The organism is Aquimarina latercula DSM 2041, from assembly GCF_000430645.1.
GTDB lineage: Bacteria > Bacteroidota > Bacteroidia > Flavobacteriales > Flavobacteriaceae > Aquimarina > Aquimarina latercula.
In genome coordinates this window covers 131,513-156,401 of record NZ_AUMK01000012.1, presented here as the reverse complement: position 1 = coordinate 156,401, position 24,889 = coordinate 131,513, and the positions used below count along the sequence as shown (strand labels likewise).

The following is a 24,889-nucleotide window of genomic DNA, read 5'->3' as shown; positions in this document are numbered from 1 at the left end:
ATTTTTCCTCTAAAAAAATTTAATAAAATAGGTTTATGAATATAAATAGAAGGTCATTTATCCGAAATATTGGGTTAATAGCGAGTTATAGTCTTATACCATCCACACATTTATTTTCTAATACTCCAAATAAAAAACTAGGAGTATGTTTAGTAGCATTAGGCAACTATAGTACTTCAGTCCTAGCACCAGCATTACAATTAACAAAACATTGCCAATTGACTGGAATAGTTACTGGAACACCATCTAAAATACCTATCTGGCAAAAGAAATATAATATTCCAGATAAAAATGTTTATAACTATGAGAATATGGACCGTATTGCGGATAATCCAGATATAGATGTAATATATATTGTACTACCTACCGGTTTGCACGCAAAATATGCAATTAAAGCGGCTAATACAGGAAAACATGTATGGTGTGAAAAACCGATGGCAAAAACCGAAAAAGAATGTCAATCCATCATTAGTGCTTGTAAAAAAAATAAAGTTAAACTATCTATTGGATATCGAATGCAACACGAACCCAATACACAACAAGTTATAAAATGGGCTACTACCAAACCTTATGGAAATATTAAAGAAGTTTATGCTGAAATTGGTTATCATGTAAGAAATCCAGAAAGAAGCTGGAGACTAGATGCAGCTTTAGGAGGAGGAACTATGTATGACCTAGGTGTATATTCATTAAATGCGGCGAGGTATGCAACCGCAGAAGAACCAATATCTGTAGTAGCTGAACAAATGACTACAAGACCAGATATATTTACTGAAACCGATGAAACAACGCATTTTACATTAGAGTTCCCCTCAGGCGCAATAGCCCATGGAAAAACAAGTGTTGGACATGATATGCATCGGTTACGCGTAAACACTAATAATGGATGGTATCAACTACAACCATTTTCAATGTATGGTGGCGTACAAGGCGAAGCCAGTGACGGAACTTTATTAAATACATATATAGAAAACCAACAAGCCAAACAAATGGATGATGATGCTTTATCTATAATAAATAATACTGATGTCTTAGTTCCCGGTGAAGAAGGTATAAAAGACATTAGAATTGTAGAAGCAATTTATAAATCTGCTAAAGACAAAAAGAAAATTAAACTAGTTTAATAAGTACTAAAAAAGACATAGTTTTTACCTATTAAGCAATTTTACCAATTATAATTCGTCCTTACAAGATCTAATTGCCTCATAAAACAAACGATAATCTGTGGTTGTTACAACCTCTCCTTTTGTGCTTAAAGTAACAGTACCTTTTTCTGCTATCTCACTATAAGGAATCTGTTTTTTAGCGTATCCCTTATAAACAAACTCAAAATAACTATCAGCTTTTAACTTACTTGGATTGATTAAAAAATCATATAGACCATCTTTATCTGTATAAGCCTTCATACAAGTATTTTCATCTACAACTAACTTAACAGCTACATATTCCATTTTCTTCTTCCTTTTACCTAACACTTTTCCTGTAAGTAATTCATCTTCTGCTATAGCCTCAATATCCTCGTTTCCACCTAAAGATTCTCCTTTTTGTTGAGTTTTACAAGAAAACAAAAGGGTAACAGCAAATAATAATAGTAGTGATCTCATCATATTTTAATTTTGGGTTTTGAATTATTATACATAAGCAAAGTCATTTAACTATACTTTCTCATAATTTTCAGTCAATTTACAAAATAAAACTACTTGTTTAACATAAGTATAGTAGTGTTTTTTTATAACACGCTATTATAATGGTATTTCCTAATAAATATATAAAAAAAACTCCCCAAGTATCTAAGCAATTTCTGGTTTTATCAAATAGAATGATATTTAAACTTTGTAAATAATCTAACTATCTCTATAATATATTAAAAACAACATTTATTCTGGCGGTTAGATTTATAGAAAAATGCTAGCTTAAAAACAGGTATAAATACTATGTTTTTTACTGATTATAATTTTATAGTTTTAAAGTACTAAATAACTATCGATAAATTCTTAACACCATGGCAACTGCAACTAACATCAGTAAAGCTACCGATAAAACAGTAAAAACTATCTCTCCAAAACCTGAAATAGTTCCTGGAATTTCTAAAGAAATCATTCATAAGCTTAGTAATGAAATAAATAATATGCTCTCTTATGCTATTTTTAATGGTATAACTATAAATACAGAGGTGAATACGCTTATTCAAAATAGTACAGTAGATGATCTTATTAATTCTCATAACATATTATGCAAAAATATTTCACCTGCTACACCAAAATCTATTGAGTACACTAAAAAACTTAGAGAAGAAGAAAAAGGAAAGACATTGTTCAGCAAATTACCTTTGGTAAGAAACTTAATCATATTATCTATAATTTTTCTAATCGCATTTATCATTACTGGACTTTCTCCAGAAGTAAATAACGATTCATTGGACAAAGGTATTATGGATAACCAAGGTCTTTCATTACTCCTAAATTTAGGTTTTCTAACTGCTATATCAGGTTTAGGAGTACTTTTTTATTTACTAAAAAATGTAAGTACGGCAGTAAAAAATGGCACTTTGGTTCCAGAAGATACGATCTACTACGTCGCATTAATTATCTTGGGAGTTATTGCTGGGCTAATTTCTTCGGAGATTATTTCTTTTTATCAAAAAGATGCTCAGCAAATTAATCTATTCAACAAAGGACTAATGGCACTTATTGGTGGTTTTTCTTCTGATGCAATCTTTAGCATCCTACAGGGAATTATCGATAGAATCAAAACTGTTTTTATTCCATCAAATTCTGCAATTTAATCATCTAATAACTTTAAAAGACGATATCCGATATTATTATACTTCCATTAAAATTATTTTATCTTTTATTAGTTATTTTTGAAATACTAATAATATCGTTCATGAAAATACTGCATATAGATGCTAATCATCCTCTCTTAATAAACCAATTAAATAATTTAGGGTTTGAAAACGAAAAAAGTTATACGTCTACAAAGCCTGAAATCGAATCAATAATAAAAGAATATGATGGAATCATAATCAGGTCCCGTATTAAAATTGATAAAGATTTTTTAGATAAAGCTACAAACCTAAAGTTTATTGGTCGCGTTGGTGCAGGTTTAGAAAGTATTGATACCGATTATGCAGAAAAAAAAGGCATTAAACTCTTTTCTGCTCCCGAGGGAAATCGTAATGCTGTAGGAGAACACGCTTTAGGAATGATTTTATCACTATTCAACAAATTAAACACAGCAGATCGTCAGGTAAAGAATGGTCATTGGAACCGCGAAGCAAATCGTGGAATTGAACTAGATTTAAAAACTATTGGTATCATTGGATATGGTAATATGGGAAGGGCATTTGCCCGTAAATTGAGAGGTTTCGATGTAGAAGTAATTTGCTACGATATCAAAGAAGATGTGGAGAATAGCGATGCTACTCAAGTTAGCCTAGAAGAACTTTTTGAAAAAACAGATGTTTTAAGTTTGCATACACCTTGGACTCCTTTAACCAACAAAATGATAGACGCTAAGTTTATCGATAAATTCAAAAAACCATTTTGGCTCATCAATACTGCTAGAGGAAAAAGTGTAGTTACCAAAGACTTGGTAGATGGGTTACAATCAGGGAAAATTTTAGGAGCAGGATTAGACGTCCTCGAATACGAAAAATCTTCTTTTGAACAATTATTTTCTTCAGAAGCTGAAATGCCCAAACCACTAAAAGACTTAATAAAAATGGACAATGTAATTCTTAGTCCTCATATTGCTGGTTGGACAATTGAGTCTAAAGAAAAACTTGCTCAAACAATTGTAGATAAAATCAAAGCTGAATTTTGCTAGAAGAAATATTCATACAACTGATTACCAAATATTCTGAAAATCAAAAAATTTCCAGTTCTCTATGGGATTATGTAATCAAAAATCACAATAAAAAAAGTCGATATTACCATAATCTATCGCATCTAGAAAATTTGTATCAAAATTTACTTTCGGTACAAGAAGAAATTGTAGACTGGGATATTGTGTTATTTTCATTGTTCTATCATGATTGCATTTACAACGTTTTAAAACAAGATAATGAAGAACGAAGTGCACAAAAAGCTGAAGAAGTATTATCCTCATTATTTATTAGTTCAGAAAGAGTTGAGCTTTGTAAAGAAATAATTTTAGCAACCAAAGGCCATCAAATTTCTAAAAACAACGATGTTAATTATTTTACGGATGCTGATCTTTCAATTCTAGGAAGTCGTTGGACCGATTATGAAATGTACTTTAAACAAGTTAGAAAAGAATATAAATACTACCCAGATTTTATGTACAATAAAGGCAGGATCAAAGTACTACAACACTTCATTGAAATGCCTAAGATTTATAAAACAAGGCATTTTTATAGTATACTAGAAAAACAAGCTAAACAAAATCTTCAAAAAGAGATTGACTTGCTTTCTAAATAATTTGTTTAGTAACCCAAAAAAAACAATCAATTACATCTTGTTTTAGTAAATTTATATGGTGAAGAAAACCATATTCATCTTCGGAGCATTAGTTTTAGCATTACTTCTACTTTTTCAGTTAAGTAAATACAGTCTTGTATCTGGTCACACCTCTATAGAATTTATTATTGCAGGAATAGCCATCGTTTTTTTTGTTATTGGAATCATAATTAATAAAAAAGTACTTCACAGAGAAAAAAGTAATTCAAAAGAAATAGATCACGAAAAAATCAAAACATTAGGTTTAAGCAAACGGGAATATGAGGTATTATGCGAAATAGCATCGGGATTATCTAATAAAGAAATAGCAAAGAAACTTTTTGTGTCCGAAAGTACCATCAAAACACATGTATCAAACATCTTAGTCAAGTTAAATGCTAAACGCCGTACACAAGCCATACAGATCGCCAAAGAACTTCGAATTATCCAATTTTAAGGCTTTTAGCACAAAAGTGCTATACAATTCATACTTTAGTATGAGTGATTTTTTGATTATCGAAACTACTTTTGACTAAATCATAAAACAAAACACAAATGAAAAATACAGTTGTACGTTATGGAATATATGGTGCAATAACCATATGTATACTATTTACTTTAGCATTGACTCTTGGAAAAAGTTTATCCTATTCCCTACAAGAAGTAATTGGATATGCCAGTATGGTAGTATCCCTTATTTTCGTATACTTTGGCATAAAGCATTACAGAGATATAGAAAATAATGGTACAGTATCTTTCGGAAAAGCATTGATAATTGGATTATTGATTTCTTTATTTGCCGCAATCGCATTTGGATTATTAGATGTAGTTTATATAAAGTATATCAACCCTAATTTTTCTGCAGAATATTATGGTCACATTATAGAAGAAATGCGTACTACTCTTTCTGAAGAAGAATTTAAAATAAAGCTTTCAGAATTAGAGACTCAAAAAGAATTATTTTCAAATCCTTTAATGAATTTTTTATTGATGTCTGTAACAGTCCTTATCATCGGATTTATTATTTCACTGATTTCAGGACTCATGCTACATAGAAAACCATCTCAATAATTAAAACATAAACAGTATGCAACACAAAGCAAACACACCAGATGAATATATTGAAGCTATACCCGAAGAACGTAAAGAGGTTATGCAAAATTTAAGAAGGGTGATTTTAGATAATCTCCCAGAAGGATTCTCTGAAGTAATGAATTATGGATTAATAGGATATGTGATCCCCCACGAAACATATCCCAATGGATATCATTGTGACCCAAAATTACCGTTACCATTTATGAATATTGCATCTCAGAAAAATTTTATTGCTGTATATCATATGGGGATTTATGCGGATAAAGAATTAATGGATTGGTTTGTAGGGGAGTATCCTAAATATGTAAAAACTAAGTTAGATATGGGTAAAAGTTGTATTCGTTTTAAGAAAATTGATCAAATTCCTTTACAACTAATTGGAGAATTAGCTGCTAAAATGACTCCCCAAGAGTGGATTAACATATATGAAACTAATATAAAAAAGAAATAAAGATAGATGAAAAGAGTAACAGGGCTAGGAGGTTTTTTTTTCAAAACAAAAGATCCAAAAACAACAAAAGAATGGTATGGCAAACATTTAGGGTTACCTGTAGATGATTATGGATGTACTTTTTGGTGGAAAGACAAAGATGGCAATGATTGTTCTACGCAATGGAGCCCTTTTAAAGAAGACACCAACTATTTTTCTCCTAGCAAAAAAGAATTCATGATGAATTTTAGAGTAGAAAACCTAGTAGAACTCTTAAAAGTTCTAAAAGAAGAAGGGGTAAAAATAGTTGGTGAAATAGAAGAATATGAATATGGTAAATTTGGATGGATTGTAGATCCCGAAGGCAATAAAATTGAGCTTTGGGAACCTATAGATAAAGCATTTTTATAAGCTTACAATCTAATTACAGCTTTAAAAAAGGTTTTAACAGATCATATTTGAAGATTTTCATTGTGTTACCTTTTTTATAATGATTCTATATAATCATATTTTTTTGTAACTTTCTACGCACTAATCAATTGTATATAACAAAATTATGAGTGAAGAAAACAACAATTTGGGAGATGATCTGAAAAAAGGAGCTGAAGAAGCGCTTGATGCAGCAAAAGAAACAGCTAGTGAGTTTGCCGAAGGGGCCAAAGAAACATTTAACGAAGTAACAGGTGATAACAAAAAAGTTCTTGCAGGTATCTTAGGAATACTTTTTGGATCATTAGGGATTCATAAATTTGTTTTAGGGTACAATAAAGAAGGTATTATCCAATTAATTATATCAGTAGTTACCTGTGGTGCAGGTGGTATTGTAGGATTAATTGAGGGGATTATTTACTTGACCAAATCTGATGAAGAATTCTACCAAACCTATCAAGTAGGTAAAAAACCTTGGTTCTAAAAAACAAAAAAGCCAGAAAATATTATTCTGGCTTTTTTGTTTCATTTTAATATCGTAATATTGCGATATTAAAATTACATTATGGGTATTACCAAAACTCAAATATTCGATCAACAACAAAACGAACTAGCTCAAACTTTTAAAATACTTGGGCATCCTGCGCGTATCGCCATACTTCAATATATAAGTAAACAAGATGCTTGTATATGTAATGATTTGGTAGAAGAAATAGGTTTAGCACAAGCTACTATATCACAACATCTCAAGGAATTAAAAAGTATCGGCCTCCTAAAAGGAGAAGTCGAAGGAAAAAGTATGTGTTATTGTATCAATATTGACAAATGGAATGAATTACAACAAAACCTCAATTCATTTTTTAATACCACGAAACAGAACTGTTGTTAAACAAAAAAATAAATTATTATATTATGAATACATCAGAATTTATTTCATTATTAGGAGAACATCAAGACAAACCTTTACTGTTTGAATATGCGCCTGGAATGCTGGTAGGTGCTAATTATCATATTACAGAAGTAAAACATGTAACCATAGACTCTGTTGATTGTGGAGCAGGAACAGATTCTTGGAAAGAAACAATCATTCAGTTATGGGAAAGTCCAAATGAATTAGGGAAACGAGATTATCTAAGTTCCTATAAGGCATTAGGCATTCTTAGAAAAGTAGGAACAATGACTGCTTATGAAATGGATGCTCCAGTAAAAATCGAATACGGAAATTCTATGTTTCACACTGCACATTTACATATTACTGGATTTAATATAAATGATGGACAACTAATAGTAAAACTTGCCGTAAACCCTACCGATTGTAAAGCGAAAGAAACCTGTGGAGTTCCAGAATCATCTGCTGTCGAAGCAAATTCTTGTGCACCAGGAAGTGGATGTTGCTAGATGAAACCAAAAATAGAAATATTAACTTTTAATGAAGAAGATTGGCAAGATATTGCTAAAATCTACAAAGAAGGAATAGATACTGGTATAGCAACTTTCGAAACCAAGATCCCAAAATGGGAACAATGGAATCAAGTTCATATTGGATCCTGCAGATTAAAAGCTGTTCTAAATAATGAAATTATTGGTTGGGCAGCTTTAGCTCCTGTCTCTACAAGAGATGTTTATAGAGGCGTTGCAGAAATTAGTATTTACATAACATCAAATCGTAGGAATTTGGGAGTCGGCAAGTTACTTTTGACTAAATTAATTGAAGAAAGCGAAAAAAAAGGATTTTGGACCCTACAAGCAGGAATATTTAGTAATAATAAAGCTAGCATTCATCTACACACATCCCTAGGATTTAGAGTCATTGGATATAGAGAAAAAATAGGCAAATTGTCTAACATATGGTATGACAATATCATTTTAGAACGTAGAAGTAAAACAATAATGTAACCACAAAAAACACCACAATAATGAACATTTTAGTATTATGCACAGGAAATTCCTGTAGAAGTCAAATGGCAGAAGGCTATTTAAAACATTTTGCAAAAGATAGTGCAACGGTTTATAGTGCCGGAGTAGAAACTCATGGTGTAAACCCTAGAGCTATCGCCATTATGAAAGAAGATGGAATTGATATCTCTAATCATACATCTAACAACCTAGAAGAATATTTAGATCTAAAATTCGATTATATTCTCACAGTTTGTGATAATGCAAAAGAAAGGTGCCCTTTTTTTCCAGGAAAAGCAGAACGCTTGCATTACAACTTTTTTGATCCTTCAAAAGTAGAAGGAACTGAAGAAGAAATTCATGCAGCTTTTACCAAAACAAGAAATCAAATTAAAGAATATTGCCACGATTTTGTAAATAAAAGCGTTTTACAAACTACATAGGTTTTAATCAAATTACTTGTCAATCTTAAACCCTGGTTTAGCATAGTTTTCAGGAATGTTCGAAGGCGGAACTGCCAGATTGTTTCCATCTCTTACGGCATGATAGTGTGGGGATAGAATTTCTATTCCCGATTGATGTAATTCATTTTTAATATTCTCATGTAGTATCGAATAAATAGCAGCTGACTTTTCTGGATTTTTGGTGTAAACATTTAATTCATAATTTACGTAAAAATCATCCAAACTTTTAATCAAAACAAAGGGTACGGGTTCGCTTAAAACCTGATCCGTATTCTTTGCTCCTTTTTTTAATGCCTCTATAACGTCATTACTAGACACATCATATCCAATGGTAACCGAAGTATGCAGAATAACACCTACATCTTCTGAAGCGTTCTTAGTAAAATTGATAATATGATTTCCTAAAATTGAAGAGTTAGGAATTGTCACATCCAGGTTTTTTATTGTACGGATTCGTGTTACCAAAAGACTTCTTTCTGTAACATCTCCAATAGTATTTCCTATCTCAACCCTATCACCTACTTTAAAAGGTCGCATATACGTTATCACAACACCTGCTACAATATTAGATATCGCAGAGGTGGATCCCAAAGAAAATAAAATACCAAAGAAAATTGACAAGCCTTTAAAAGCAGGAGAATCAGAACCTGGTATGTATGGAAAGACAATTATGAGTGCAAAAGCAATTATAAAAACACGTAACAAGTTAAAAGTCGGTCTTGCCCAATCTGCATGAAAACCATCTAGACGCACTGCTTCTTTTTCTAATTCTGCTGTTACATATTTTAAAAACCTTATTAGATATTTAGTCACAAAAAAGATAACAATAATAAAAAATAAGTTCGGTATAAAACCCACTAACCCTTCATATAAAAACACTAAAGGTTTCTTTATATACCCTAAAACAACATCAGCATACTCCTTCGTTTGTGGAACCAGACTAAATAGAAAAGGAAGATAGAATATGAAAAAAATAAAGATTACAGTTATCTTTAAAAGCCTTATAATGAACGTAAGAATATGTCTTTCTCTTCTAGGAGTTATAAATCTAAAGAACTGAGAGAATTTAGTTCTTCCAAAAAAAATATTGTTTTCTAGTTTACTTATTTTGCTTTGTAACCACTTAAAAAGTCTTTTATTAAGAAAAAGAAATAATATAACGCCTAATAACGCAATAGCAAAGTAAATATATTGTACAACCACTTCAAGATATTTTAATCATCAAATTAGTGAAATATATCAGTATTCTAAAAGAATAGAGTAAGAAAAAACGGGAATTTTACGATTAACTACACAAAAAAACTACCAATTACCGATTATTTGTCGGCATTTTTAAAATACTTCTGTTCTAATTCCGCCTGAAACTCTTCCATTACCGGTTTAACCGTGCTATCAGGCAAGTCTGCTATTCTTATATACATCAATCCATCCACAGCATTATTAAATAATGGATCAACATTAAACGCTACAACCTTAGCGTTTTGTTTAATGTATTTTTTTATCAAAACTGGTATACGAAGACTTCCAGGTTCGATTTCATCAATAATTTTATCAAATTTATTAAGATCACTTCTACTCTCATCAAACACAAAATCCTTATCCGCATCCTTAAGTTTAACCTTAAATTCTTTTTTAGGTCTAACATATTGTGCCACATAAGGATCGTAATAATGAGATTTCATAAACTCGATCATCAATGATTTAGAAAAATTACTAAACTTATTACTTATACTTACACCACCGATTAAATATTTATGATCTGGAAAACGAAGTGTACAGTGCACAATCCCTTTCCAAAGTAAAAATAACGGCATCGGACGTTGTTGATATTCTTTTATGATAAATGCTCTACCCATTTCAATAGATTCACTCATCATTTTATGTAATTCTGGTTCGAACCTAAATAGATCTTGTAAATAAAATCCATCAATTCCAAAATTCGAATAAATTTCATTCCCCATCCCCATTCTATACGCTCCAGCTAGTTTTTTAGCCTTCGCATCCCATAAAAACATATGATGATAATAATCATCAAAAGGATCTAAATCGATAGATTGATTTGTTCCTTCTCCAATCTCTCTAAATGTGATTTCGCGTAATCGACCAATTTCGTGTACAACATTCGGAATACACTCTTTTTTAGCAAGAAAAACTTCATAATTTTTACTCGCTAATAAACGCATATCATTATCACGACAAAATGTAAGTTCCGACTCTATAGAATTAATACTTCCTTCTACCGCGATTTCTTTCGGAGACTTTGGTATTTTTAAATTCTGAGGAATAGATTCCATCAATGTTTTCTTCTCATATGGATTAGCTAACATATAAGTTTTTTTACGCAAAAAATTTGTAAAATCTTCTATGTTACCATATTCTTCTTGATCTTTTACTGAAACAGGGTTACCTATCCTTACTTTAATGACTTTATTTTCTTGAGAAAAAAGTTCGCTTGGTAATTTAGCTGTTCTTAGCGTATCATTAATAGAAGCCAATTGATAAAAAAGCCTACTATTTCTTGCATGAAAATATACCGGAATTACAGGTACCTTAGCTTTCTTAACTAATCTCATTGCTCCTGGCTCCCAAGGTTTATCCACATAATGCTTACCCTCCTTCATTGTAGACACTTCTCCTGCAGGAAATATTCCCAATGGTTTCCCTTCCTTAAGATGCGAAATTGCTCCTCTAATTCCTACAAGACTAGATTTTACTTCCTTTCTATTTTCGAAAGGATTAACAGGCATAATATATCGTTTCAAAGGAGTGAAATTATGCAAAAGAAAATTAGCTATTATCTTGTAATCCGAGCGGTGTTCAAACATTAACTTAAGCAACAATATCCCGTCAAGCCCGCCCAGTGGATGATTAGATAGTGTAATAAAAGCTCCTTGTTTAGGCAATCTTTTTAGATCTTCAGGTGGAATCTCAAAAGTAACACCATACATATCTAATACACTCTTTACAAACTCCTCACCCTCTAAGTGACTAATACTATCGTATTGACGATTTATTTTTGATAACCGTGTGATTTTAAGAATCATCCAGCCAACAAAAGTGCCAATAAAACCAAGTTTATCCAATTTAAGCCCTTTGGCTACTTCTTTAGAGGTGACTACCGCCATTAAATACATTTTGTGCTAACTACAAATATAGCAAAATCATTGAATAGGGCATCTTATTGTTTTGCAACCATTTGATACGTTTCTTTTGTGCTTTGTTTAAGCAATATATCCTTATTTTCTTCTAAAAAAAGAATTGCTTCTTTGTTGAAATGTCTAATGGTAAATAAAGACACGTTCTTTTGGTACGTGACACTAAATTTTGCTTTTAAGTGTATTAATAATTCATCAAAATTATTGAATTTATCATCTAAACATACAGAAAAACTAATTGCAGAGTTCTGTATAAGATCTACTTTTAGGTGAAACTTATGAAAAAGTGCAAAAACTTCACTTACGTTCTCCTCTACAATAAATGAGAAATCTAAAGAAGAAAGGGATAAAAGTATTTGATCCTTTTTTATTATATAACAAGGCAAATATGGAACCAATCTTTGTCCTTTTTTAACCGAAGTCCCTTCATTTTCGGGATTAAGAAATGATTTCACATATAACGGGATCTCTTTTCTTTGCAATGGCTGCAAGGTTTTAGGATGAATTACTGAAGCTCCGTAAAATGCTAATTCGATAGCTTCTTCATAAGAGATTTGCGATAATAATTTAGTGTTTTCAAAAACTCTTGGATCTCCATTTAATACGCCGGGTACATCTTTCCATATTGTTACACTTATGGCGTTTGTACAATACGCAAAAATTCCTGCTGTATAATCACTTCCTTCTCTACCAAGTGTCGTTGTAAAATTATTAGAATCAGAAGCTATAAAACCTTGTGTTATTGTCAGACCTTTTTTATTTACTGTAGCATCAATACTTTTTTGAGTGATTGCCCAATCTACAATAGCGTCGCGATAAACATCATTTGTCTTTATAACATCTCTGACATCTAATAATTCATTTTTGTATCCATTTTCTGACAAATACTCACTAATAATTGTAGTAGATATTAATTCTCCATAACAAACCGTTTGATCATATACATAATCGTATTGATTGGATTTATTTCTATTAAGCATAGTTTCCATATCCAAAATAAGGGAATCTATCTTATCAAAGATTGGATGATGTTTATTTACAAAAAGATCTGTAAGTACTTCGTGATGATATTTTTTTATAAAGTCTATGGCATCTTTAAATTGGTCACTCTTGTTAAGATAATGTTCTACAACTGTTTCTAGAGCGTTGGTTATTTTCCCCATAGCAGATACTATAATTACAATATCAGAATGCCCAACTGTTTGTAATACACGAACTACGTTTTTTACCGCTTTTGCATCTTTTACAGATGCGCCTCCAAATTTAAAAACCCTCATCAGTTACAATAATTTCGTTCATAAACGAATGTATTCATCTCCATATTACATCTTTGAAACAAATGCATTTAATCCAGATTCATCCATCTGCACAACCTGCCAACCTTCTAAAATTTTAGCACCACTCTTTAGATAAAAATTAACTGCGGGCTTATTCCAGTCCAGAACATTCCACTCTACTCTTTTAACTCCTTTCTCAATTCCGTACTGCATAACTCTTTTATATAATCCCATTCCAATACCAGAACCTCTCATAGACTCTCTAACAATTAAGTCTTCTAGATGCACAGTTCTTCCTTTCCATGTAGAAAACCTAAAATACACCAGTGCTAAACCTACTAACTCATTATTAATTTCTGCCACAAAACAATGAAACAATGGCTTTTCTCCAAAACCTTCATTAATCAGATCTTCTACCGTCACTTCTACGGCATCAGGTTCTTTTTCAAAAAGAGCTAATTCTTCAATTAATGTAAGTACTTGAGGCATATCCTCTGCTACAGCATCTCTTATTATATAGTCCATAAGTCAAAAGTTTATCAAAACTATAAAATATGTATTAGAAACCAGACAATTTTGTAATCTTATACTGATCTAATTTTGGTTTTACTAATTCTTAAAAAAGTTTCACAAATTACGGTTACGAAAACGTTTTAGTTATTTAAAAAATAATATTTTTGCAGAAATTCAACATAACCAAAATGGCTAGAAAAAACCAAACCTTAGGAGAATTTATTATCGAAAACCAAAAAGACTTTCCGTATGCTAGCGGAGAACTTTCTCGATTGATCAATTCAATTCGATTAGCTGCAAAGATGGTGAACCATGAAGTTAACAAAGCAGGTTTGGTTGATATCACTGGAGCTATAGGTGAAACTAATATACAAGGAGAAGATCAACAAAAACTTGATGTACTAGCAAATGAAACCTTTATCAACACACTAACAAATCGAGAAATTGTTTGTGGTATTGCTTCCGAAGAAAATGATGACTTCATTACAATTAAAGGACAAAAAAGTGATCATAGAAACAATTATGTGGTACTTATGGATCCATTAGATGGTAGCTCTAACATAGATGTGAATGTTTCTGTAGGAACAATTTTTTCGATTTATAGACGAGTTACCCCGACAGGAACACCTGTTACCATGGAAGATTTCTTACAACCTGGTAATCTACAAGTTGCTGCTGGATATATTATTTATGGAACATCTACTATGTTGGTATATACTACTGGTCACGGTGTTAATGGATTTACATTAAACCCAGCTTTGGGTACATATTACCTATCACACCCAAACATGACTTTTCCAGAAGATGGAAACATCTACTCTGTAAACGAAGGAAACTATATTCATTTTCCACAAGGTATAAAGGACTACATTAAGTACTGTCAAGAAGAAAAACAAGATCGCCCATATACATCAAGGTACATAGGTTCGTTGGTTAGTGATATACATCGTAATATGATAAAAGGCGGAATTTATATGTATCCAAGCACTTCTAAATCTCCAAACGGAAAACTTCGTTTACTTTACGAATGTAACCCAATGGCCTTTATTGCAGAACAAGCAGGTGGATCAGCAAGTGATGGATTTAAAAGGATTTTAGAGATAAAACCGACAGAATTACACGAACGCACTCCATTTATATGCGGTAGTAAAAATATGGTTTCAAAAGTAGAATCATTTATGAAAAGTTCCGAATCATAAATACATCAGTTTTACTTATGATATAATTTATTTAACTATCAAGCGAGTAGTTAGATAATGGTGTATTTATAAAAAAAGCTTATGAATACATTGATTGCAATTAATTTTCACTAATCTTGCAATCAAACGATAAAAATAAAAGAGTTTCTCCCTCCAACCAACTATTAAAACTCTATAAATTAAACGTATTACATTTGTTGTAAAAGCAAGTAACTTTAACATTATTGTTCTGTGAACTCTTATTTTTAATGTTTTTTATGTTAAATTTACCTGAAGCTCATAGAACAACAATATAAATTACCAAAAATGGCCAAAGAAAATAAAGCTGCGCAAGAACAGGTAGTAAATGATCCTTCTTCAAAAATAGAAGCAATAAAGAATCTAATATTTGGAGAAAACATTGCTGCTTATAATTCTGAATTTGACTCAGTTAAAAAAGATATTTCTTCTAAGAAAAAGGAGCTTGAAGATTTTATTGAAGATACTCGAAAAGAATTAAATCAGGCAATTGACAATCTTAGCACTGATATAAATATTAGAATCACTGAATTAGAAGACAATCTCGCTGATAAAATAGATACACTAGATGATAAAAAGGTTGATAGAAAAACATTAGGTGATCTTTTAATCGCTATGGGAGAAAAAATTAATAAGTAGTAATCTGTTTATCCAACAATATGGAAGAACAGGATAAATTAAAAATTCTCAAAGAACTACTTCTTACAGAAGAGAAGGAGTATGCGGAATCCATTGCCAAAAAAGTTGATGAATTAAGTAAAATTGTTCATCAAAAGCAGCAATTATCGTATAAGGTAGATCCTATTATAGATGATAAATTAAAACAATTTGTTGAGGATATACCGAAAACTTTAGGACCCACAATTACAGAAACTTTAAAGGAAGAGATTAAAAACTCTCAGGACGCCGTGGTAGAAGCATTATTTCCGATAATCGGTAAAATGATTAAGAAATATATTGCTCATGAGATGAAACTGTTAAGTGAAAACATTAATCGAAAAACTAGGCAAGCATTCTCATTCAAAAACTTATTTAGAAGAACTAAGGCAAGGGCGCAAGGAATTAGTGATGGCGATCTGGCTATTACAGATTATGCAAAACCTAGATTAATACAGATGTTTGTTATTGAAAAAGATTCTGGTTTACTAATAACAGATTACAGCCCGTTGTCAGATAATACTGTTGATAAAGATATGGTTGCAGGTATGTTAACTGCTATCAAAAGTTTTGTAGAAGATGCTTTTCGGGGAGGAAACCAAAATCTGGAAACTATAGAATACGAATTATACACTATACACGTGCAAAATTTTTATTCTTATTATATTGCCGCTGTAATTTCTGGCGCATATAATATGATGTTTAAAGAAGTATTAGAAGATCAAATTATTAACTTTGCACAGCATCACATTTCTAAAAGAGACTTAGAAAACAGTGAACTTTTTACTAAAAAATTAAAAAAACATTTTGAAGATGAAATTGTCTAAAAAAGTAGTGCTTTTAGGACACTTTGGTGTAGGAAAAACGTCTTTATTCAGACGTTTTATTGATAACGAATTTTCTGAAGATTATAAAGTTACCTTAGGTGTTCAAATTAAAAAGAAAGTAATCGAAATGCCAGATGGTCGAGAACTTTCTATGATCATTTGGGATACCGAAGGGCATACAGACATAGAAGACACCAGAAAGTCATACCTTCTAGGGTCCAACGCCTTTATTTATGTATTTGATCTTACTCGTATCGACACCTATAAAGATCTCAACCAAGATTTAGAATATCTTTCTAAAAATCATTCTAAGGTAAAAGTAAAGGTTATTGGCAATAAATTAGATCTGGTTAATGAAAAAGATGTAACAAAAAAATTCGAAGAACTAAATATAACTGTTGATTGTTTGACCAGTGCAAAAACCAATAAAAACGTACAAGATTTCTTTACAGATCTTGCTAAGGAAATAACTGCATAGTACCATGACATATCAAGAAGAAAAGTTACTATTTAATCAAAAAACGCAGTGTACGATTGTTCAACACGATGGAACGATTAAAGAAACCGACGGCAATATTTTCACATGGAAAATAGGAACATCTATCTATGATGCACATCCGTTTTTCGAGATTATAGAAGGTTTTATTGCGGTTTTTGAAAAAGAAGAAACTACCTATAATTTCCCTTGTATTCACTTAGAAGAAGGGAAACTTGATAAAATATGTGATATCACAATTAAAATAAATTCTGAAGAAGTTGTTATTCTCTTGTTTGATTACTCTACCAAGTACTACGAACTAAATAAAATAGCACAACAAAAAAATGAGTCTATTTTAAGGGCAAAAGAGTTAGAGCTTAAAAATCAGTATTTACTTGATAAAGAACAGTTCAAAAATAGTTTTATAGCCAACATTAATCATGAAATTAGAACACCTTTGACAGGTATTTTAGGTTTTATCGAGGTATTAGAAAAAACAAATTTAAATTTTGAACAAGAAGAATTAGCTCGAATTATTAAGAGACAAAGCATACACCTCAATGCTCTTATAGAGGATATGGTAGATATTTCTAAAATAGAATCTGGAAAAATAAAAATTATAGACGAAAGGTTTCTATTTATTAACCTATTAGAAGGTTTCGAAGAAACATACGCCAAACTTGCCGAAGAAAAAGGCATCGAGTTCGAAACTTATATTGATCCAAATATTCAGGAATATCTTATTGGAGACAGAACCAGAGTATTTCAAATTTTAAATAACATTCTTAACAATGCTTTCAAGTTTACCGAAGAAGGCAAAGTAACTCTATCAGTTACTAAAAACTATCAACGTACCAATAAAATAAGTATTGGTTTCAAGATTGAAGACACTGGTTTAGGAATTCAAGAAGAAAATCTTAAAAACATTTTCAACAGATTTACGCGTTTTAATGGGGATAAACAAATTTCAGGCACAGGATTAGGATTAGCTATAGTAAAAGACTTGGTAGATCTCCTAAATGGAGAGATCAAAGTTACTAGTGAACCAGATAAAGGGACAGCCTTTGATATTAAGTTACCCTTCAAGTTTGATGTTACAAAATCTATCCCAACGAAGAAAAAGAAAAAATACAGCCTTCCAGAAACTAAAAAGAAATTTAGAATATTAGTGGTCGAAGATGAAGAAGCTACTCAATTCTTATTAATGAAAATATTAATTAGTCACGGAAGTTTCTTTGTAGATGTTGCTATTAACGGTCAGGAGGCAATTAATTATCTAGAAAGAAGAAACTATGATCTTGTTTTAATGGATTTAAAACTATCAAAAGTAGATGGTTATAAGGCAACCCATATGATCAGAAATAATTATGGAGACAAAATGATATCCGAAGTTCCAATCATAGGTTTTACTGCAAAAGCAACTGAAGCTGAAAGAGACAAATGCTTACGTTCTGGAATGGATGATTTCATAGCGAAACCTTTTGAACAAGAAGATTTAATCTATAAAATAGTAAAACAAATAGCTAAAAAAGCCGCTTCATAGAAGCGGCTTTTTTTATAATATTGATTATCAAAATTTGATTATCGATTCATATTTTTAATTTCATCTGCAAATGTATCTCCATCCACATTTTGATCAACTAAAAAAAGTGCTTTATCAACTACATATTTAGCATTGTCTGATCTAAAACCTAATCCGATACATAACTTCTCTAATAACACAACCTGATCATCTCCTTTTATATTATCAGCATATACCATTCTTGCTAAATCAAACAATCTTTCTAATCTAGCGTCATAACTTGTAGGAGGATTAATAGGACGAGAAGCATAATCTTTTAATATTTCTTTATAATCATTTTCAGAGATACTGAGATTTCTAGCTAATCGATCTAAGAAAGCGCTCTCTTCATCAGTTATCACTCCATCACTCATTGCTACTCTAACAATTGCAGCAAAATGATCTTGATTTCTCTTCTGAAATCCACTATCAAATAAATCAGATATTGACATCATGTATTTTTATTTATTTTCCGCAAATATAACCAAACTATACTCCTTTTAAAATTTAATAAGCGAGATTTTTTTATCGATCCAATTCAGAATAAAAATACACTAATTCAATTCTAAAAACGACCATCAACAACTCCTAATATTTCTATAAACACTTTCTCGTCCACATAGTATTCCGTAATTTCAATAAATTAAGTTATAATTACCATTTATGTCATATCGACCGCTTTTAGAATTCACAGAAAAGGGAATCTATTGTGATGTTGCCAAAGTATATCTTGATCCTTGGAAACCGGTAGATAAAGCAATTATTACACACGGACACGCTGATCATAGTCGATGGGGACATAAACAATATATTACGCATCACACGAATATCCCAATTATCAAACATAGATTAGGAAATATTAACGTTAACGGGAAAGAATACGGAGAAACTTTTATAATAAACAATGTAAAATTTAGTCTACATCCCGCAGGTCATATCATCGGAAGCTCGCAAATCAGAGTAGAACATAATGGAGAAGTTTGGGTTTTCACAGGAGATTATAAAACAGAAAATGATGGGATTTCGGTTCCTTATGAACCCATACGATGCGATACTTTTATTACCGAATGCACTTTTGGGTTACCCCCATTTAAATGGACACCTCAAAAGGAAGTTTTTAGAGATATTAACCAATGGTGGGCAAAAAATAAATCAGAAGGCAAAACTTCTATACTCTTCGGATATTCTCTTGGAAAAGCGCAACGTCTTTTGAAATATTTAAATCCTGAAATTGGAAGGATTTATACACATGGAGCCATAGAAAACATGACCAATGTTATTAGACCAATGACCGACTTCCCTAAAACTACTTTGGTAACGAGAGAAACTAAAAAAGAAGATTTTATCGGGAATATTGTAGTAGCACCGCCTAGTGCTCATGGCAGTACTTGGATACGGAAAATGGTTCCTTATGTAACTGCTTCTGCAAGTGGATGGATGGCCTTTAGAGGAGCACGACGACGACGAGCAATTGACAAAGGGTTTGTACTCTCTGATCATTGTGATTGGGATGGTTTATTAACGGCCGTTAAAGAAACTGGAGCTACTAAAGTTATAAGTACCCACGGATATACAGAAATATTCTCGCGATATCTTAGGGAACTTGGCTATGATGCTCGTACAGAAAAAACACAATATGAAGGTGAACTTGCAGAAATAGAAACTAAAAAAGAAAGTGAGGTTACAGAATGAAACTATTTGCAAACCTCATCAAAACTTTAGATAGCACCAATAAAACCAATGTAAAAGTAAGTGCATTGGCTTCTTATTTTAAAAATGCTCCAGAAAATGATAAAGTATGGACTATTGCTATACTCTCTCATCGAAGACCTCCAAGACCTGTAAATACCACATTACTTAGAACCTGGGCATCAGAATTAGCGAACATTCCTCTTTGGTTATTTGAAGAATCATATCATATTGTTGGAGATTTAGCAGAAACCATAGCGCTTGTAGTACCTACTTCAAAAGAAAGTTCCACAAAAACCCTAACGGAATATCTACAAGAAATGATTGCGCTTAAAAAACAATCAGAAGAACATAAACGCGCATATCTTCAAAAAAATTGGGGAGTATTAAACTACTACGAACGTTTTGTGTTCACTAAACTAATTACAGGCGGATTCCGGATTGGAGTTAGTCAAAAATTAATGACTAGAGCGTTATCTAATGCTACACAAATTGACGAAGATATATTAGCATATAAATTGATGGGTAATTGGGATCCTAATACTATTTCTTTCGAAGACTTAATCTTAAAAGAAAATGAATCCGATTTTCTTTCAAAACCTTATCCATTCTACCTAGCATATGCAGTAGAAAATAAAATTTCCGATCTAGGAAATGTAGCAGATTGGTATGCTGAACATAAATGGGACGGAATCAGAGCCCAAGTTATTATTAGAAACAACGAAATTTTTGTCTGGAGTCGTGGAGAAGAATTGGTAACAGATAAATATCCAGAATTTCAAGAACTCTTAAAAATCATACCCAACGGAACCGTTTTAGACGGTGAAATTCTACCATTCCCAAATGGAACAATAGGAACTTTTAATGATCTACAAACCAGAATAGGGAGAAAAACAGTTTCTAAAAACTTATTACAAAAAACTCCTATTATTCTAAAAGCATACGATATGCTAGAATGGAAAGGAAATGACATCAGAAACTATCCGTTTTCTGAACGTCGTGAATTATTAGAAAAACTATTTCTGAACGTCTGTGATTCTGAACTTTATATAAAACAAGAAACACCATTACATCTATCTGAAAAAATGACTTTCAATTCCTGGTCAGCAGTTGCTGATGAGCGCGAACGATCGCGAGACGTTAGATCAGAAGGTTTAATGTTAAAAAAGAAAGATTCACCTTATTTAGTCGGTCGCAAAAAAGGAGATTGGTGGAAATGGAAAGTAGACCCACTAACTATCGATGCAGTTTTAACATATGCTATGCGAGGACATGGGCGTAGGTCTAATTTATTTACAGATTATACTTTTGGACTTTGGAACGAGGATAAAACTGAATTAGTCACTTTTGCAAAGGCATATTCTGGTCTTACCGACGCAGAGTTTAAGGAAGTTGATAAATTTATAAAGGCAAATACCTTAGAACGTTTTGGCCCAGTAAGAAGTGTAACTCCTCAGCTGGTTTTTGAAATAGCTTTTGAGGGAATTGCTTTATCCAAAAGACACAAAAGTGGTGTAGCAACTCGATTCCCTCGCATTTTAAGATGGCGACAGGATAAAAAAATTCAAGAAGCAAATACATTAGAGGATTTAAAAACATTGATCCCCAGCCTAACGAAGGAATCATGACCCAGAAAGAACTTTTTACCATAGCAGAATCTTGGTTTCAACAACAACAATGGAAATCTTTCCCTTTTCAAAAACAAAGTTGGAAAGCATTCTTACAGGGTAAACATGGATTACTAAATGCACCAACAGGAAGTGGAAAAACGTATTCTTTATGGGTTCCAATTGTTCTGAACTATATAAAGGATAATCCTGACTATCAAACCAAACATAAAAAAGGATTGAAAGCAATATGGATCACACCTCTAAGAGCACTTTCACAAGAGATTAAACAAGCTACAGAAAGATTTGCTAAAGATCTAGATACACAATTTACAATAGGAATAAGAACAGGAGATACTTCTCAAAAAGAAAGAGCAGCACAAAAACGTTCTATGCCAGATTTGCTCATTACCACTCCAGAAAGTTTACAATTACTACTTGCTTCAAAAGGATATGATAAAACTTTTAAAGATTGCACTGCCATTATAATTGATGAATGGCACGAACTACTAGGAACCAAGAGAGGAGTTCAAATTGAATTAGCACTATCTCGATTAAAAACAGTTTCTTCTAAACTTAGAATTTGGGGAATATCAGCTACCATCGGAAACTTGGAGCAGGCACGTGAAGTTTTATTAGGATATCAATCAGATGCTTTACAAAACTCGGTATTAATCAAAGCTAACATCAAAAAGAAAATTAAGGTAAAAAGTATTATTCCCAAAGAAATGGAAACCTTTCCTTGGCGGGGTCACTTGGGAATTCATTTATTAGACGAGGTTGTACCTATTATCAAAACAAGTAAAACAACATTACTTTTCACTAATACTCGTAGCCAATGCGAAATCTGGTTTCAGAAAATACTACAAAAATATCCTGAATTCGCAGGAGAAATGGCTATGCATCACGGTAGTATTAACAAAGAAACAAGGCTTTGGGTAGAACAAGCAATACGTAATGAATCTTTAAAAGCAGTAGTCTGCACTTCTAGTCTTGATCTAGGTGTTGATTTTGCTCCAGTAGAAACTATTATTCAGATTGGAGGGCCAAAAGGAGTGGCACGATTCTTACAGCGAGCAGGTCGTAGCGGACATCAACCTGGTAAAACCAGTGTAATCTATTTTTTGCCAACACATGCTATAGAATTAATTGAAGCATCTGCTTTACAGCAAGCTGTAAAACATAATACCGTAGAAGATCGAATTCCGTACCTAAATAGTTATGATGTACTGATTCAGTATCTTACCACACTAGCGGTTTCTGATGGATTCTATCCAAAAGAGATTTATCACGAAATTAAAAGCACTTTTTGTTACCAAGCTATTTCTGAAGATGATTGGAGATGGATCCTAAATTTTATAACTATTGGTAGTCAAAGTTTACAAAGTTATGATGAATATAAAAAAGTAGAAATTCTAGAAGATGGATTATTCAAAGTAAATAATCGTGGTATTGCAATGCGTCACCGCTTACAGATAGGTACCATTGTTAGTGATGCTGTGTTAACGGTCAAATACCTTAAAGGTGGATATATTGGAAGCATTGAAGAATGGTTTATTTCAAAATTGAAACCTGGAGATGTTTTTACTTTTGCAGGACGAAACCTGGAACTTGTTAGGATAAAAGAAATGAAAGTTTTGGTAAGAAAATCTTCAAAAAAAACTTCCAAAGTTCCTAGTTGGATGGGTGGTCGATTGACACTAACATCCCAAATGTCTGAATTACTTCGGAAGGAATTATATAAAGTTTCATCCAAAACTGACGAAAAAAAATCTTTGGAATTAAAAGCACTATCACACATATTTCAGAAACAACAAGAAGAAAGTATCGTTCCAGGGTCCGATGAATTCTTAATAGAAACCTTTAAAACTAGAGAAGGATATCACGCGATTTTTTATCCTTTTGAAGGTAGATTTGTCCACGAAGCTTTAGGAAGCTTGTTGGCCTATAGAATTAGTCTTTTATTTCCTATCTCCTTTTCCTTAGCATTTAATGATTACGGTTTTGAACTGTTATCAGACCAAGAAATTGATATGCAACAGGTAATTGACAACAATCTTTTTGCTACAGATCATATGCACAATGATCTTCAAAAAAGCCTAAATGCTACAGAAATGGCAAGGCGCAAATTTAGAGATATAGCCGTAATATCAGGAATGGTGTTTACGGGATATCCCGATAAAATATTAAAAAGCAAACATTTGCAATCTAGTTCGCAATTATTATTCAATGTTTTTAGAGATTTTGAGTCTAAAAACCTCTTATACCAACAATCTTTTATTGAAACATTTGAACATCAATTAGAAGAAGGAAGATTACAAAAGGCCTTGGAAAGAATAGAAAATCAATCTATTGTTTGGAAATCCTGTAAAAAAGCGACTCCTTTTTCATTCCCTATTATAACAGATCGATTACGAGAAAAATTATCCAGCGAAAAACTTGAAGATCGTATTAAAAAGATGGTAGCTTTGTTGTCTAAATAATGAATCCTTGAAATTCCAAACCGTACAAATACAAAATCAAACTTTTCTTCTGCATCCTACAGGCGCAATGTTTTGGAAAGAAAAAAACATCCTTTTGATAGCGGATTTACATCTAGGAAAAATATCCCATTTTAGAAAACACGGTAGCGCGGTACCTCAAGAAGCAATTCTCAAAAATTTTGAACAATTAGACGCAGTTCTCGAAACCTTTACCCCATCTAAAGTTTGTTTTTTGGGAGATCTTTTTCATAGTTTCATTAATAATGAATGGATATTGTTTTCTGAATGGGTATCTAAAACTAAAGTAGAGCTTCTTTTAATCGTAGGAAATCATGATATCATCTCTCCTATTAAATATGAAGAAATAGGCATAAAACTAGGTTTAGAATTAATTTTAGATAATTTTTTACTTAGTCATCATCCTGAAGAAAGAGAAGGTCTATTTAATTTTTGTGGACATATTCATCCTGGCGTACTTTTAGAAGGCTTAGGCAAACAACGTTTACGCTTGCCTTGTTTTTACCAAAAAGAAAATCAACTTATCCTCCCTGCTTTTGGAGAGTTTACTGGTAATCATATACTGGAATCTACAAAAAAAGTTAAAATATATGCTATCACAAAAAAGGAAGTTATTTTAATAAATTGATTACT

The 24,889-nt window shown here is 31.9% G+C and carries 28 protein-coding genes; 22 read left to right on the top strand and 6 right to left on the bottom strand.

All coding sequences use genetic code 11. The features are described from left to right. The first annotated feature begins 35 nt into the window (after nt 1-35). Nucleotides 36-1,124 (top strand): Gfo/Idh/MocA family protein, encoded by a 1,089-nt coding sequence (locus H526_RS0112575; RefSeq protein WP_027393326.1) that lies wholly within the window; start codon nt 36-38, stop codon nt 1,122-1,124. Nucleotides 1,125-1,172: 48 nt separating this feature from the next. On the opposite strand, the gene H526_RS0112570 is transcribed toward H526_RS0112575, so the two are convergent. Then, on the bottom strand, nt 1,173-1,604 hold the full coding sequence (locus tag H526_RS0112570) for a hypothetical protein (RefSeq protein ID WP_035085465.1): 432 nt from the start codon (nt 1,602-1,604) through the stop codon (nt 1,173-1,175). Nucleotides 1,605-2,002: 398 nt separating this feature from the next. On the opposite strand from H526_RS0112570, the gene H526_RS0112565 reads away from it, so the two are divergent. From H526_RS0112565 to H526_RS0112510, 12 genes are all read left to right on the top strand, one after another. Beyond that, nucleotides 2,003-2,785 carry a hypothetical protein gene (locus tag H526_RS0112565; RefSeq protein WP_027393324.1) on the top strand — a complete coding sequence of 261 codons (783 nt, stop codon included), beginning with the start codon at nt 2,003-2,005 and terminating at the stop codon, nt 2,783-2,785. Nucleotides 2,786-2,886: 101 nt separating this feature from the next. Then, nucleotides 2,887-3,828, top strand: coding sequence for a 2-hydroxyacid dehydrogenase (locus H526_RS0112560; protein ID WP_027393323.1), 942 nt, complete (start codon nt 2,887-2,889; stop codon nt 3,826-3,828). Next, nucleotides 3,822-4,442, top strand: coding sequence for an HD domain-containing protein (locus H526_RS0112555; protein ID WP_245591209.1), 621 nt, complete (start codon nt 3,822-3,824; stop codon nt 4,440-4,442). Before H526_RS0112560 ends, H526_RS0112555 begins: the two co-directional genes overlap by 7 nt. A 58-nt stretch (nt 4,443-4,500) precedes the next feature. Next, nucleotides 4,501-4,917 carry a response regulator transcription factor gene (locus H526_RS32495; RefSeq protein ID WP_027393321.1) on the top strand — a complete coding sequence of 139 codons (417 nt, stop codon included), beginning with the start codon at nt 4,501-4,503 and terminating at the stop codon, nt 4,915-4,917. A gap of 98 nt (nt 4,918-5,015) precedes the next feature. Further along, nucleotides 5,016-5,531 (top strand): DUF4199 domain-containing protein, encoded by a 516-nt coding sequence (locus tag H526_RS0112545; protein ID WP_027393320.1) that lies wholly within the window; start codon nt 5,016-5,018, stop codon nt 5,529-5,531. 16 nt (nt 5,532-5,547) lie between these two features. Continuing rightward, on the top strand, nt 5,548-6,006 hold the full coding sequence (locus H526_RS0112540; protein ID WP_027393319.1) for a DUF1801 domain-containing protein: 459 nt from the start codon (nt 5,548-5,550) through the stop codon (nt 6,004-6,006). Nucleotides 6,007-6,012: 6 nt separating this feature from the next. Continuing rightward, nucleotides 6,013-6,396, top strand: a complete 384-nt coding sequence (locus H526_RS0112535) for a VOC family protein (protein WP_027393318.1) — start codon at nt 6,013-6,015, stop codon at nt 6,394-6,396. 145 nt (nt 6,397-6,541) lie between these two features. Continuing rightward, the gene (locus H526_RS0112530) at nt 6,542-6,898 is read left to right on the top strand and encodes a TM2 domain-containing protein (protein ID WP_027393317.1); all 357 of its coding nucleotides are present in this window, start codon (nt 6,542-6,544) and stop codon (nt 6,896-6,898) included. Nucleotides 6,899-6,979: 81 nt separating this feature from the next. After that, nucleotides 6,980-7,303, top strand: coding sequence for an ArsR/SmtB family transcription factor (locus tag H526_RS0112525; protein WP_027393316.1), 324 nt, complete (start codon nt 6,980-6,982; stop codon nt 7,301-7,303). A gap of 23 nt (nt 7,304-7,326) precedes the next feature. Then, complete coding sequence (locus H526_RS0112520; protein WP_027393315.1) at nt 7,327-7,812, top strand: DUF6428 family protein; 486 nt, start codon at nt 7,327-7,329, stop codon at nt 7,810-7,812. Further along, nucleotides 7,813-8,310 (top strand): GNAT family N-acetyltransferase, encoded by a 498-nt coding sequence (locus tag H526_RS0112515; protein WP_027393314.1) that lies wholly within the window; start codon nt 7,813-7,815, stop codon nt 8,308-8,310. A 20-nt stretch (nt 8,311-8,330) separates the two neighbouring features. Next, the gene (locus H526_RS0112510; RefSeq protein ID WP_035085463.1) at nt 8,331-8,753 is read left to right on the top strand and encodes an arsenate reductase ArsC; all 423 of its coding nucleotides are present in this window, start codon (nt 8,331-8,333) and stop codon (nt 8,751-8,753) included. Between the two features lie 12 nt (nt 8,754-8,765). Here H526_RS0112510 and H526_RS29085 read toward each other — a convergent pair whose 3' ends face one another. From H526_RS29085 to H526_RS0112490, 4 genes are all read right to left on the bottom strand, one after another. Then, a complete protein-coding gene (locus H526_RS29085) occupies nt 8,766-9,977 on the bottom strand; it encodes a mechanosensitive ion channel family protein (RefSeq protein ID WP_051336138.1) in 1,212 nt (403 codons plus the stop codon). 113 nt (nt 9,978-10,090) lie between these two features. Then, nucleotides 10,091-11,899 (bottom strand): GNAT family N-acyltransferase, encoded by a 1,809-nt coding sequence (locus tag H526_RS0112500; protein WP_035085461.1) that lies wholly within the window; start codon nt 11,897-11,899, stop codon nt 10,091-10,093. 53 nt (nt 11,900-11,952) lie between these two features. Beyond that, nucleotides 11,953-13,206: an aspartate kinase gene (locus tag H526_RS0112495; protein ID WP_027393311.1), complete on the bottom strand. Its 1,254-nt coding sequence runs from the start codon at nt 13,204-13,206 to the stop codon at nt 11,953-11,955. Between the two features lie 45 nt (nt 13,207-13,251). Next, nucleotides 13,252-13,731 carry a GNAT family N-acetyltransferase gene (locus tag H526_RS0112490; RefSeq protein ID WP_027393310.1) on the bottom strand — a complete coding sequence of 160 codons (480 nt, stop codon included), beginning with the start codon at nt 13,729-13,731 and terminating at the stop codon, nt 13,252-13,254. Between the two features lie 176 nt (nt 13,732-13,907). Here H526_RS0112490 and fbp point away from each other — a divergent pair, with 176 nt between their 5' ends. From fbp to H526_RS0112465, 5 genes are all read left to right on the top strand, one after another. Continuing rightward, the gene (gene fbp, locus H526_RS0112485; protein WP_027393309.1) at nt 13,908-14,918 is read left to right on the top strand and encodes a class 1 fructose-bisphosphatase; all 1,011 of its coding nucleotides are present in this window, start codon (nt 13,908-13,910) and stop codon (nt 14,916-14,918) included. A gap of 306 nt (nt 14,919-15,224) precedes the next feature. After that, a complete protein-coding gene (locus H526_RS0112480; protein WP_027393308.1) occupies nt 15,225-15,575 on the top strand; it encodes a hypothetical protein in 351 nt (116 codons plus the stop codon). A gap of 20 nt (nt 15,576-15,595) precedes the next feature. After that, a complete protein-coding gene (locus H526_RS0112475; protein WP_027393307.1) occupies nt 15,596-16,420 on the top strand; it encodes a hypothetical protein in 825 nt (274 codons plus the stop codon). Continuing rightward, nucleotides 16,407-16,898 (top strand): Rab family GTPase, encoded by a 492-nt coding sequence (locus H526_RS0112470; RefSeq protein WP_027393306.1) that lies wholly within the window; start codon nt 16,407-16,409, stop codon nt 16,896-16,898. The genes H526_RS0112475 and H526_RS0112470 overlap by 14 nt, the downstream gene beginning before the upstream one ends. 4 nt (nt 16,899-16,902) lie before the next feature. Next, nucleotides 16,903-18,441 carry an ATP-binding response regulator gene (locus H526_RS0112465; protein ID WP_027393305.1) on the top strand — a complete coding sequence of 513 codons (1,539 nt, stop codon included), beginning with the start codon at nt 16,903-16,905 and terminating at the stop codon, nt 18,439-18,441. Between the two features lie 38 nt (nt 18,442-18,479). Here the strand turns inward: H526_RS0112465 and H526_RS0112460 are convergent, their stop codons facing one another. Beyond that, nucleotides 18,480-18,911 carry a tellurite resistance TerB family protein gene (locus H526_RS0112460; RefSeq protein WP_027393304.1) on the bottom strand — a complete coding sequence of 144 codons (432 nt, stop codon included), beginning with the start codon at nt 18,909-18,911 and terminating at the stop codon, nt 18,480-18,482. 211 nt (nt 18,912-19,122) lie between these two features. Here H526_RS0112460 and H526_RS0112455 point away from each other — a divergent pair, with 211 nt between their 5' ends. The 4 genes from H526_RS0112455 to pdeM are packed head-to-tail and all read left to right on the top strand — an operon-like array spanning nt 19,123 to nt 24,884. Beyond that, complete coding sequence (locus tag H526_RS0112455; protein WP_027393303.1) at nt 19,123-20,151, top strand: ligase-associated DNA damage response exonuclease; 1,029 nt, start codon at nt 19,123-19,125, stop codon at nt 20,149-20,151. After that, nucleotides 20,148-21,776, top strand: coding sequence for an ATP-dependent DNA ligase (locus H526_RS0112450; protein WP_027393302.1), 1,629 nt, complete (start codon nt 20,148-20,150; stop codon nt 21,774-21,776). The genes H526_RS0112455 and H526_RS0112450 overlap by 4 nt, the downstream gene beginning before the upstream one ends. Continuing rightward, the gene (locus tag H526_RS0112445) at nt 21,773-24,238 is read left to right on the top strand and encodes a ligase-associated DNA damage response DEXH box helicase (RefSeq protein WP_027393301.1); all 2,466 of its coding nucleotides are present in this window, start codon (nt 21,773-21,775) and stop codon (nt 24,236-24,238) included. The genes H526_RS0112450 and H526_RS0112445 overlap by 4 nt, the downstream gene beginning before the upstream one ends. A gap of 7 nt (nt 24,239-24,245) precedes the next feature. After that, the gene (gene pdeM, locus H526_RS0112440; protein WP_027393300.1) at nt 24,246-24,884 is read left to right on the top strand and encodes a ligase-associated DNA damage response endonuclease PdeM; all 639 of its coding nucleotides are present in this window, start codon (nt 24,246-24,248) and stop codon (nt 24,882-24,884) included. Nucleotides 24,885-24,889 lie beyond the last annotated feature (5 nt).

Bases quoted from the DNA above. Each gene is read 5' to 3' on its own strand.
- H526_RS0112575 (WP_027393326.1), top strand. From the start codon at position 36: ATGAATATAAATAGAAGGTCATTTATCCGAAATATTGGGTTAATAGCG.
- H526_RS0112570 (WP_035085465.1), bottom strand. From the start codon at position 1,604: ATGAGATCACTACTATTATTATTTGCTGTTACCCTTTTGTTTTCTTGT.
- H526_RS0112565 (WP_027393324.1), top strand. From the start codon at position 2,003: ATGGCAACTGCAACTAACATCAGTAAAGCTACCGATAAAACAGTAAAA.
- H526_RS0112560 (WP_027393323.1), top strand. From the start codon at position 2,887: ATGAAAATACTGCATATAGATGCTAATCATCCTCTCTTAATAAACCAA.
- H526_RS0112545 (WP_027393320.1), top strand. From the start codon at position 5,016: ATGAAAAATACAGTTGTACGTTATGGAATATATGGTGCAATAACCATA.
- H526_RS0112540 (WP_027393319.1), top strand. From the start codon at position 5,548: ATGCAACACAAAGCAAACACACCAGATGAATATATTGAAGCTATACCC.
- H526_RS0112535 (WP_027393318.1), top strand. From the start codon at position 6,013: ATGAAAAGAGTAACAGGGCTAGGAGGTTTTTTTTTCAAAACAAAAGAT.
- H526_RS0112530 (WP_027393317.1), top strand. From the start codon at position 6,542: ATGAGTGAAGAAAACAACAATTTGGGAGATGATCTGAAAAAAGGAGCT.
- H526_RS0112525 (WP_027393316.1), top strand. From the start codon at position 6,980: ATGGGTATTACCAAAACTCAAATATTCGATCAACAACAAAACGAACTA.
- H526_RS0112520 (WP_027393315.1), top strand. From the start codon at position 7,327: ATGAATACATCAGAATTTATTTCATTATTAGGAGAACATCAAGACAAA.
- H526_RS0112515 (WP_027393314.1), top strand. From the start codon at position 7,813: ATGAAACCAAAAATAGAAATATTAACTTTTAATGAAGAAGATTGGCAA.
- H526_RS0112510 (WP_035085463.1), top strand. From the start codon at position 8,331: ATGAACATTTTAGTATTATGCACAGGAAATTCCTGTAGAAGTCAAATG.
- H526_RS0112500 (WP_035085461.1), bottom strand. From the start codon at position 11,899: ATGGCGGTAGTCACCTCTAAAGAAGTAGCCAAAGGGCTTAAATTGGAT.
- H526_RS0112495 (WP_027393311.1), bottom strand. From the start codon at position 13,206: ATGAGGGTTTTTAAATTTGGAGGCGCATCTGTAAAAGATGCAAAAGCG.
- H526_RS0112490 (WP_027393310.1), bottom strand. From the start codon at position 13,731: ATGGACTATATAATAAGAGATGCTGTAGCAGAGGATATGCCTCAAGTA.
- fbp (WP_027393309.1), top strand. From the start codon at position 13,908: ATGGCTAGAAAAAACCAAACCTTAGGAGAATTTATTATCGAAAACCAA.
- H526_RS0112480 (WP_027393308.1), top strand. From the start codon at position 15,225: ATGGCCAAAGAAAATAAAGCTGCGCAAGAACAGGTAGTAAATGATCCT.
- H526_RS0112475 (WP_027393307.1), top strand. From the start codon at position 15,596: ATGGAAGAACAGGATAAATTAAAAATTCTCAAAGAACTACTTCTTACA.
- H526_RS0112470 (WP_027393306.1), top strand. From the start codon at position 16,407: ATGAAATTGTCTAAAAAAGTAGTGCTTTTAGGACACTTTGGTGTAGGA.
- H526_RS0112465 (WP_027393305.1), top strand. From the start codon at position 16,903: ATGACATATCAAGAAGAAAAGTTACTATTTAATCAAAAAACGCAGTGT.
- H526_RS0112460 (WP_027393304.1), bottom strand. From the start codon at position 18,911: ATGTCAATATCTGATTTATTTGATAGTGGATTTCAGAAGAGAAATCAA.
- H526_RS0112455 (WP_027393303.1), top strand. From the start codon at position 19,123: ATGTCATATCGACCGCTTTTAGAATTCACAGAAAAGGGAATCTATTGT.
- H526_RS0112450 (WP_027393302.1), top strand. From the start codon at position 20,148: ATGAAACTATTTGCAAACCTCATCAAAACTTTAGATAGCACCAATAAA.
- H526_RS0112445 (WP_027393301.1), top strand. From the start codon at position 21,773: ATGACCCAGAAAGAACTTTTTACCATAGCAGAATCTTGGTTTCAACAA.